We start from the raw sequence: 9,389 nt of genomic DNA, 5'->3' as shown, positions 1-9,389 counted from the left end.
CGTCCGCCGCGTCCTCCCGCCGCGCCGCCCGTGCGTCCGAGCCGCCTCCGACCGCGGGTCCCCGCCCGCCATCTCTCGCCCCCCTCCCGCGCGCGGGGGCGCGCCGCCCTCCCTCCCCGGCGCGCCCCGGGGTCCGCGAACCTCGCGATTTGGCTCCCGCCTTGCAAATACGGACGGTTCTGCACCCTCCTCCCGCGCGCCTCGGCGGCCGACCCATCCGCGACCTGGGCTTTTCGCGGGCGCCCCGCCGCCCCGGGGCGCCCTCCCCGCGCGCGCCCGGTGCAGAACCGCTCCGATTTGCGCGCGCCGCCCCGTTTCCCGGGGATCCCGCCCGGGAGGCGGGCCCGTCCCGGCCCTCGCGCGAGGCTCGGACCCGGACGGGGGAGGCTCCGCGCCGCGCCCGCCCGGGTCCGATGGAAATTGTCATAGGATACCCCTTGATTGTCATATGACAACTCGCTATAGTACGAGCCAGAGAATTTGGCCGATTCTTATCAGGGTGCGCAGTGCCGTCGGGGAGGCGGGACGGCGCACGGAGGGGGATATCCTGGAAGTTTTGGCTTGGGGAGCCGAAGGGGAGGGCTTCTGGCGCGTACCGCGTCGCTGGCCGTCTGCGGCCTTCGGATGATCCAAGGGGGATATCCCGACACGTCCTTCAAAGGAGGAGTAAATGTCGGGAACTGCTAGCCCGCAGGGCGGGCTCACGCGTCGTAGCTTCCTCAAGACGACCGCCGCCACGGCAGGCGTCGCCGCCGTGGCCGGCGGGGTCGTCGCGCCTATGACGGCGCTGGCCGAGGGAACTGCGCCGGTGACTTCGGCAAGCGGAGAGGAGCAGGTGTTCCGGGGCGTCTGCCGTCCCAACTGCTTCGGCTTCTGCCATCTCAACGTGCACGTGCACGACGGCAAGGTGATGAAGACCACCCGCGCGCCGTACAACGAAAGCTGCTACGACCGCATCTGCCAGCGCGGCCTGTCGCACGTTCAGCGCATCTACGATCCCAAGCGCTTGCAGTACCCCATGCGCCGTGCCGAGGGCACCGAGCGCGGGGCCGGGCAGTGGGAGCGCGTCACGTGGGACGAGGCGCTCACGGAGATCGCCGGCAAGATCAAGGAGATCCAGGGCAAGTACGGCGAGTCGGCCGTGGCGTTCCTGACGGCCTCGGGCAACCAGGCCGCCGGCATCACGAGCGCCTACAGCCGCATTATCGCCCTGCTTAACGCGAGCAACATCGGCCCCTGCCTGGATATGGGCAGCTACTACGGCATGTACGCGGTGGCCGGCAACTACGTCAGCCCCCTCATGGGCATGATGATGTGGAACGGCAACGAGCCCACCGACGCCAAGAACGCCAAGTCCATCGTCGTGTGGGGCGCCAACATCACCGATGCGCAGATCCAGAACTGGCACCTCATCAAGGAGGCGAAGGCCGCAGGCGTCAAGCTAGTGGTCATCGACCCCATCTTCACGCAGATCGCCAGCCAGGCTGACAAGTGGATCCCCATCCGCCCCGCCACCGACACGCTGCTCAAGCTGGCGCTCATGCGCCTGGTGATCGAGCGCGAGGCCCACGACGTGTCCTACCTGCAGCAGCACACGGTGGCGCCGTACCTCGTGCGCTCCGACACGGGCAAGTTCCTGCGCCGCAGCGATACCGGCGTGGCTCCCACGCCCACCGGCCAGACCGATGCCACCACCGGCCAGGAGATCATGCTCGACCCGGTGATGGTGCTCTCCGGCGGCGCCATCGTCCCCGAGACCGACGCGTCTGCGCCGGAGATCGAGGGCACGGCCGACTTTGAGGGCGTCGAGTGCCGCACGGCCTTCGACCTGCTCAAGGACAACATCATGGAGTACACGGTGGAGCAGGTCTCCGAGCTCACCGAGATTCCCGTGGCGGAGATCGAGGAGCTGGCCGACATCGTCATCGACGGCCCGGTCTACCATTACGAGGGCTACGGCCCGCAGGCCTACAACAACGGCGGCCAGACCACCGTGGCGGGCCTCACGCTCTGCGCCCTGCTGGGCAACCTCGGCAAGCCGGGCGCGTCCTACGGCGCCTTCTGGGGCATCGGTCTCATCACCAACATCGCCGCTGCCCAGTACACGGCGCCCAAGGGCCCGTCCACCGGCTTCAACATCGCCAGCGTGGACCTCAAGAACGTCGTGGAGCAGAAGAAGTTCCAGGGCAAGGACGCTGACATCAAGATGCTGTGGATGTACTCGGCCAACCCGCTCAACACCCACACCGACACCCATGCGTGGACCGATGTCATCATCCCCGCCATGGACTACGTGGTGACGGCTGATTCCGCTCTCACCGACACGGCCATGTACTCCGACATGGTGCTGCCCGTGGCCCAGTGGTTCGAGCTGGAGGAGGTGGCCAACGCCGGCCAGTGCTCCTCGTACAACTACAACGAGAAGGCCATCGAGCCGCTCTACGAGTCCAAGCCCGACCCGGAGATCGTCGCCGAGCTGGCCGAGAAGCTGGGGCTGGGCGAGTTCTTCACCCAGAGCACCTCGGAGGTGCTCGACAGCCTGTTCAGCGGCCCCATCGCCACGGCCGTGGGCGCCAGCATGGACAACCTGCGCGATAAGAAGCAGGTGCGCTTCATCCCCGGCGATGCCGAGAAGAAGCCCTACATCGCCTACGAGAACGGCGCCTTCGCCACGCCCACCGGCCGCTTCGAGTTCTACCGCGAGACGCCTGCCCCGCGCACGCCCACCACGAAGACCCCGACGCCTGAGCAGGTGGCAGCCGAGCGCCTGCCCCACTTCGAGCCGCCGCTGGAGGCCTGGCCGGAGAACCCGCTGTACGACAAGTACCCGCTCGTGCTGATGAGCGAGCGCCCGCGCTACCGCGTGCACTCGCAGTGGTTCAGCACTCCGCTGCTGCGTGAGATCGACCCCGAGCCCATCGTGAAGATCAACCCGGCGGACGCCAAGGCCCGCGGCATCGAGGATCAGAGTTACGTGGAGGCCTACAACGACCGCGGCACCGCTGTGGCCAAGGCCATCTACTCGGAGGCCATTCGCCCCGGCACGCTCGTGTACCCCAAGGGCTGGCAGCTCAGCCAGCACAAGGGCGGCGGCTGGTCCAACCTCAGCTCCACGGAGTTCGACGTGTGGATCGTCAACAACAACTTCATGGACGTGCTCTGCGAGATCCGCCCCTGGGATGGAAAGGATAACTAATGACACGCTACGGATTTGTCATTGACAGCAAGTCTTGCATCTCCTGCCATTCGTGTGCCGTGGCCTGCAAGGTTGAGAACAACCTGCCCGACACCATCTGGTGGAACCGCATCCTCACCGACGGCGGCCCCAACATGGACACGCCGGCGGGTACCTACCCTAACCTGACCATCCGCAACATCCCCATGGCCTGCCAGCACTGCGACAACCCGGCCTGCGTGAAGGTGTGCCCCGTGGGCGCCACCTACAAGGACCCGGAGACCGGCGTGGTGCGTCAGGACTACGACAAGTGCATCGGCTGCCGCATGTGCATGTCGGCCTGCCCCTACACGGGCGTGCGCTCCTTCAACTGGGAGGAGCCGCAGTACGCCATCGGCCAGCCCATGGGCTCGCTCGACATCCCGCAGCATCAGAAGCAGGTGGTGGAGAAGTGCACGATGTGCTGGCATCGCCTGGCTCAGGGCGAGAAGCCGGCCTGCATCGACCCGTGCCCGGCGCGCATTCGCTTCTGGGGCGACTTCGATGATCCGTCGTCTGAGGTGAGCCAGCTCATCCGCGAGCGCGAGTATCAGCACCTCTTGCCCGAGCAGGGCACGAAGCCGTCCGTCTACTACCTGGTGTAAGGAGGAACCGATGACTGAAAGAACTGCCTCCGCCCCCAAGGGCGGCAAGGGCCTGACCATCGGCATCGGCGTATGCGCCGTGCTGGCCGTGATCGGCGTCGCGCTGTGGGTCGTGCAGCTCACGGGCGGCATGGTGCAGACCGCCATGCGCAACCTGGACTCGTGGGGCCTCTACATCACCATGTTCATGTTCTTCGTGGGGCTGTCGGCCGGCGGCCTCATCATCAGCTCCGTGCCCAAGGCCTTCGGCATCAAGGGCTTCGGCGGCGTCTCCAAGGTGGCCGTCATGAGCTCGATCGCCGCCACCGTGGCCGCCATCGGCTTCGTGGTGGTCGACCTCGGCCAGCCGCTTCGCGTGTGGGAGCTGTTCGCGTACTCCAACCTGGGCTCGCCGCTCATGTGGGACATCATCGTGCTGGCGACCTACCTCGTGCTGTCCTGCGCCTACCTCTGGGCCCAGGTGCAGGCCGAGCGCGGCAAGGTGTCGGCGACGGCCCTGCGCGTGATCAGCGTGGTCGCCCTCGTCTGCGCGATCCTCGTGCACTCCGTGACCGCCTGGATCTTCGGCCTGCAGCAGTCCCACGAGATGTGGCACACGGCGCTGTTGGCCCCCTGGTTCGTGAGCTCGGCGCTCGTGTGCGGCACCGGCCTGGTGCTGCTGGTGGCCATCGGCCTGCGCAGGGCGGGCTACCTGGCCCTCGAGCAGGCCTACCTGGTCAAGCTCGCCAAGCTGCTCGGCGCCTTCCTCGTGGTCGACCTCTACTTCTTCGGGTGTGACCTGCTCACCGAGGCCTTCCCGGCTGCCGGTGGCCTGGCCGTGGTGGACATGCTCGTCTCCGGCCCGCTCGCGCCCTTCTTCTGGGGCGAGGTGGTGCTCTCCGTGGCGGCCGCCGTCGTCTGCTTCGTGCCCAGCCTGCGCACCAGCCCGCTGCTGGCGCTGGCCGGCGTCGCTGCCATCCTCGCCATCCTCTGCAAGCGCGTGCAGCTGCTGGTGGGCGGCTTCCAGATCCCCAACATCGAGTGGCCGGCCGTCATGACGCCCTCCACCGTCACCAACTGGCAGGGCAATCTCGAGCAGGCCTACGCCGGCATGGTCTACTGGCCGGCCCCCATCGAGTGGGGCGTGGCGCTCGGCGTCGTCGCCCTCGCCGTGCTGATCTTCCTCCTGGGCCTCAAGTTCCTGCCGCTCAAGCCGGCGGACGGGGAGTAGGTCGATTCCGCCCGGCCCTTGCCGGGAAGAGCGAGGCGGGCCGGGATCCCCTCCCTCCGGCCCGCCTTCGCCTTGCCTCCCTCGCGAGGGGCGAAGGCAGGGAGGGGGCGCTCGCGCGACCGCGAGGCGCGCGGCAGGTTGATGGCGGGCCGGGGCTCGCCGCGACGAGAGAAGGTGTATCCAAAGTGAAGAAGCTTGCGATCACCTTGGTGGTGATGCTCGCGCTCTGCGGTCTCACGCTGGGGGTTGGAGCCCTCGCGCGTCCGGGCCAGGCGCCGCTGCCCATTCCCATCGAGGACTCCTCGCCCTGTCCGGCCACCGGCTGCGCGAGCGGGACGTGCCACGGGTTCGATGATGTGCCCGAGCCCGACGGCATCCATGAGATGACCTGCCCCGAAGCTGGCTGCGCCTCCGTCGACTGCCACGCGTGGGACACGCTGGCCTCGCGCTACCATCAGGCCTCCGACGCGAGCCTCAACCTTTGGATACTCATGCCCGTGGCGCTCGTGATGGCCCTCGCGCTCATCATGCGGAAGGTCCGGTGATCCCCGTGCCCGTCAAGCTCGTCATCGACGCCGTGGCGCTCGTCGCCTACGTCATCGTCTCCCTGCCCTCGCTCACGGGGGTTGCGCCTCATGAGTGGCTCGGCCTTGCCGTGGCGGTCGTGCTCATCGTTCACCTGGCCCAGCACCTGGGTCACGTGGTCTCCTCGGTCCGCCGCGCTGCCTCGCCGGGGCCCGCTCGCGCCGTCCGCGCGGGTCGCGCCGTGCTGGCGGTGCTTCTTGGCATCGCGCTCGCCGTGTGCGTGACCTCGGGCGTGATGGTGTCGGGCGCGGTGCTGCCGACGCTGGGCCTCTATGCCGAGGGCTACTACTTCTGGAACCCGCTGCACGCCGTATCGGCCAAGGTGCTGCTCGCGCTGCTGCTGATCCACCTGTTCATCAACGTGCGCCCCGCCTTGGGAATCTGGAAGAATCGCAAGTCCCACCGCGGCTAGCTCACGCCCTTGACGCATGCCCGTCGTTTCCGCGCCTGCGCCTGCTCGCGAAGCCCCTTCCCGGGGCTTCGCTGCGTTTTGCGTCGCGTGTGCCCCCTCCGCGTTTTGTGCGAGCCGCCTTTCCCTGCTTGTTACCCCCCTCGAGGGGTGCGGTTGACGGGCGGTTTGCGAGTGCGTGACGGCGCTGTGCCGGCTCGGTGCGGCGCGGGGGCGGGCGCCCTACGGGCCCGTATGATGCATCCTGGCGGGCTGTACGGTGTTCGCCCGCGTCCGGGCGGGCCCGCCATGGGGCCCGGATGCGCTCGAAGAAGGGGGGACGTCATGGAGTCCTTCGTCAAGATGGTTCAGTCCAACATCCTCGTGCAGGCGGTTCTGTTCCTGGCCCTCGGCCTGTTCCTCGTGTTCATGCCGGGCGTTACGGTGACCACCGTCATCTACCTCATGGGCGCGCTGCTCGCTGTCTCCGGCGCAGCGTCGCTGTTCGCCTACTTCCGTACGGGTGGTCGGCACTCACGCGAGCCCGGTGTGCTCATGACTGGCGTGTTCCTGCTGGTCTGCGCCCTTATCGTGTTCGTGTTTCCGCAGGTCATCGCCAGCTTCTTCTCGGTGGCCCTGGGAGTGGTGCTCGTGCTGTGCGGCGTGGTGAACGCCGTGCGCTCCGTCGAGCTGCGCGGCCTGGACGGCTACTCGTGGATCGTCGGCCTCGTCGTGAGCGTGCTCATCGCCATCGGCGGCGTGGTCATCATCTGGAACCCGTTCGAGAGCACGGTCACCTTCATCATGGCGCTCGGCGCGCTGCTCGCCGTCAACGGCGGCGCCGATCTGCTCATCGAGTGGCGCAGCCGCGAGCAGCTCCGCCACGTCGGCGCCTAGCTTCCGCGCCTGCCGCCTGGCTGCGTGCCAGGTGGCCCGTCGGGGTCGTCGAGGTGTCTGGCGCGACGTGTTTCCGCTCGGCTAAATCTTTCCTCGCTTTCCAGAAGGAGCCCGTGTGAGCGGGCTCCTTTGCTATCATGGCTGGCACACGAGGGCCGCGCCCGCTGTCTCGGCGTGCCAGGCGGCCATGCTCGTTAAAGCACTGAATGATGAAAGGAAAAGCGATGTCTGAAGAGAACAGCAATCTTGCCGAGATCCAGAAGCATCGTGAGCAGATCGACGTCATCGATCGCGAACTCGTCGCGCTCCTCAACAAGCGCGCGGGTCATTCGCTGGTCATCCGCGGTCTCAAGCCCGGTGCGCACATGGGCCTCTATGACGCGCGGCGTGAGGAGGAGATCTTCGCCAAGGTGGACAGCTACAACGAGGGGCCGCTCTATAACGAGAACCTCCGTGAGATCTACGCCACCATCCTCAAGATCATGAAGGAGACGCCGTCCGTATGAGCGAAGTGAAGATTGCCCCCATCCCCGATCTCGGCCAGCGCACGGACGAGATCACCATCTACGCCGGGCCCTGCTCGGTGGAGTCGGCCGAGCAGTTCGACGAGGTGGCCGCCTGCGTGAAGGCCCTCGGCCTCTCCTGGATCCGCGGCGGTGCCTTCAAGCCCCGGACCAACCCGCATTCCTTCCAGGGCCTGGGCGAAGAGGCGCTGCGCATCATGAAGGACGCCGGCGACAAGTACGGCCTGAAGACGCTCACCGAGGTCATGGACTCGGCCCACTGCCAGCTGGTGGCCGACTACGTGGACGGTCTGCAGGTGGGCGCCCGCAACTTCCAGAACTTCAGCCTGCTCAAGAAGATCGGCCAGGTGACCGCCGAGAGCCAGCAGATGGTGCTGTACAAGCGCGGCTTTGCCGGCACCATCGCCGAGTGGCTGGCTGCCACCGACTACATCACCGATTGCGGCAACGGCAACGTGGTGCTCTGCGAGCGGGGTATCCGCACCTTCGAGACGGCCACGCGCTTCACGTTGGACATCGCCGCGGTGCCGGTCATCCACAAGCAGTCGCTGTACCCTGTGTGCATCGACGTGTCGCATCCGGCCGGCCAGCGCGACCTCGTGCCGAGCCTGGCCTACGCCGCCGTGGCGGCAGGTGCCGACTCGCTCATGATCGAGGTGCACCCCAACCCGCCCGTGGCCAAGTCCGATGGCCCGCAGCAGCTGACCCCGGCCCAGTTCGAGAAGCTGGTGGGCGAGCTGCGCGATCTGGCGGCCGTGTTCGGCAAGAAGATCGTCTAGCGCGCGAAGGCCAAGGAGCCTGCACGAGGGGCCCCGTCGGCGCGAAGCCGGCGGGGTCCTTTTGCTGGGGGGCGATGAGGCGAGAGCCGCACCACCCGCACGGCCGGCTTCCGCGGCGCACGCGCCTCGGTAGGGCGGCGCCTCCTGTGCGCCTTCGCGGCCAAAAAGTGGCCAAAAATGCCGACCTGACGACAAATATCGGGCAGGTTCGCTCTGCTTCGCCCGCGATGCATCCGTGCGATTTCCGCCGACCTGGGAAAACTCCGGCGACGCGCCTTGGAACGTGCTCTGCGCTGTCGTCAGGTCGTCATTTTTGGCCACTTTGTCGGGCTGCCTTGCGCGGCAGGCCGCCGTGGCGCCTTGCGCCGCGTGCTGGGGGCTAGTTAGCGCCGAGGTCCTCGGGGACGGTCTGCTCCTCGAACGTGGTCTGGGCGGCGCGTTCGGCCTGGTTAGGCGTGGCCCAGTCGCCGGCGGCGGCGAAGGCTGCGCACAAAAGCGCGACGGCGACGACGGCCAGCGCGCCCCAGAGGAGCCCCGGGTGCTTGCGCGTCGATCCCCGGGGGCCGTCCTCGTCCACCTCGAACTCCTGCAGGGCCGGCAGCTCCGGGTCGGCCGCCGATGACTCCAGCACCACCGGCTCGTCGTTGGCCAGCACGTCGCGCGGGTGCGCGCGAGCCGACGCGCGCAGTGCGCCCTCGTCCACCTGCGGCAGGGGCCGCGCGGTTCTCTTCGTCGTCATGATGCCTCCTCTCGACGGGGTCTCTCCCCATTGTGAGGTCCGCTTGCCTCCGCGGCCCCTTGCGGTGGCGCCCTGTTGCGCACCTGCCGCGCGTTCATAGCCAATTTGTCGAGTTGTCCGAGGCTGGCGGGCGGTATGGGGCCTTCGCTCCGCGCGACGGGGCTCGTTCGCTACCGATGCGACGTTGCTTGCAACGTCGCGCGCCGTGATCGTTGATCGACGGGTGCCAGCGGCCGCGGATAACATGCGAAGCTGGATACGAGCTCGCATTTCACCGTCTGGCCGCCGCCCGAGCCCGCTCCCGCCCCGCCCCCAGCCTCGTCCGAATCCCGCGTCGCGTTCGCTTCCGCCCCCCGTCCGCCGTGCCGCTGCCCCGCCCGCGTCTGCCCCCCCGCCCGCGTCGTCCGAGCCCGTCGCCTCGGGCCTCCGCCCGCCGCCTCCGCGCCCA

9 protein-coding genes are annotated in these 9,389 nt (G+C 68.0%); 8 read left to right on the top strand and 1 reads right to left on the bottom strand.

Annotated elements, in window-relative coordinates; genetic code table 11:
* The first annotated feature begins 670 nt into the window (after positions 1–670).
* From D1643_RS04425 to aroF, 8 genes are all read left to right on the top strand, one after another.
* Positions 671–3,196: a molybdopterin-dependent oxidoreductase gene (locus tag D1643_RS04425; protein ID WP_160709041.1), complete on the top strand. Its 2,526-nt coding sequence runs from the start codon at positions 671–673 to the stop codon at positions 3,194–3,196.
* The gene (locus D1643_RS04420; protein ID WP_160709039.1) at positions 3,196–3,819 is read left to right on the top strand and encodes a 4Fe-4S dicluster domain-containing protein; all 624 of its coding nucleotides are present in this window, start codon (positions 3,196–3,198) and stop codon (positions 3,817–3,819) included. Before D1643_RS04425 ends, D1643_RS04420 begins: the two co-directional genes overlap by 1 nt.
* A 10-nt stretch (positions 3,820–3,829) precedes the next feature.
* Complete coding sequence (nrfD, locus tag D1643_RS04415; RefSeq protein ID WP_160709037.1) at positions 3,830–5,029, top strand: NrfD/PsrC family molybdoenzyme membrane anchor subunit; 1,200 nt, start codon at positions 3,830–3,832, stop codon at positions 5,027–5,029.
* Positions 5,030–5,214: 185 nt separating this feature from the next.
* Positions 5,215–5,574: a hypothetical protein gene (locus D1643_RS04410; protein WP_370520287.1), complete on the top strand. Its 360-nt coding sequence runs from the start codon at positions 5,215–5,217 to the stop codon at positions 5,572–5,574.
* 5 nt (positions 5,575–5,579) lie between these two features.
* Positions 5,580–6,026, top strand: a complete 447-nt coding sequence (locus tag D1643_RS04405; protein WP_160709035.1) for a DUF4405 domain-containing protein — start codon at positions 5,580–5,582, stop codon at positions 6,024–6,026.
* A gap of 321 nt (positions 6,027–6,347) precedes the next feature.
* On the top strand, positions 6,348–6,899 hold the full coding sequence (locus tag D1643_RS04400; RefSeq protein WP_160709033.1) for an HdeD family acid-resistance protein: 552 nt from the start codon (positions 6,348–6,350) through the stop codon (positions 6,897–6,899).
* A gap of 224 nt (positions 6,900–7,123) precedes the next feature.
* Positions 7,124–7,405, top strand: coding sequence for a chorismate mutase (locus D1643_RS04395; protein ID WP_160709031.1), 282 nt, complete (start codon positions 7,124–7,126; stop codon positions 7,403–7,405).
* Complete coding sequence (aroF, locus tag D1643_RS04390) at positions 7,402–8,202, top strand: 3-deoxy-7-phosphoheptulonate synthase (RefSeq protein WP_160709029.1); 801 nt, start codon at positions 7,402–7,404, stop codon at positions 8,200–8,202. Before D1643_RS04395 ends, aroF begins: the two co-directional genes overlap by 4 nt.
* A gap of 379 nt (positions 8,203–8,581) precedes the next feature.
* On the opposite strand, the gene D1643_RS04385 is transcribed toward aroF, so the two are convergent.
* Positions 8,582–8,941, bottom strand: a complete 360-nt coding sequence (locus D1643_RS04385) for a hypothetical protein (RefSeq protein WP_160709027.1) — start codon at positions 8,939–8,941, stop codon at positions 8,582–8,584.
* Positions 8,942–9,389: the final 448 nt, after the last annotated feature.

It is taken from the genome of Enterorhabdus sp. P55, assembly GCF_009911695.1.
Taxonomy (GTDB): domain Bacteria; phylum Actinomycetota; class Coriobacteriia; order Coriobacteriales; family Eggerthellaceae; genus Enterorhabdus.
Note: the sequence above shows the minus strand (reverse complement) of the source record. Positions and strands in the feature narration are given on the sequence as shown.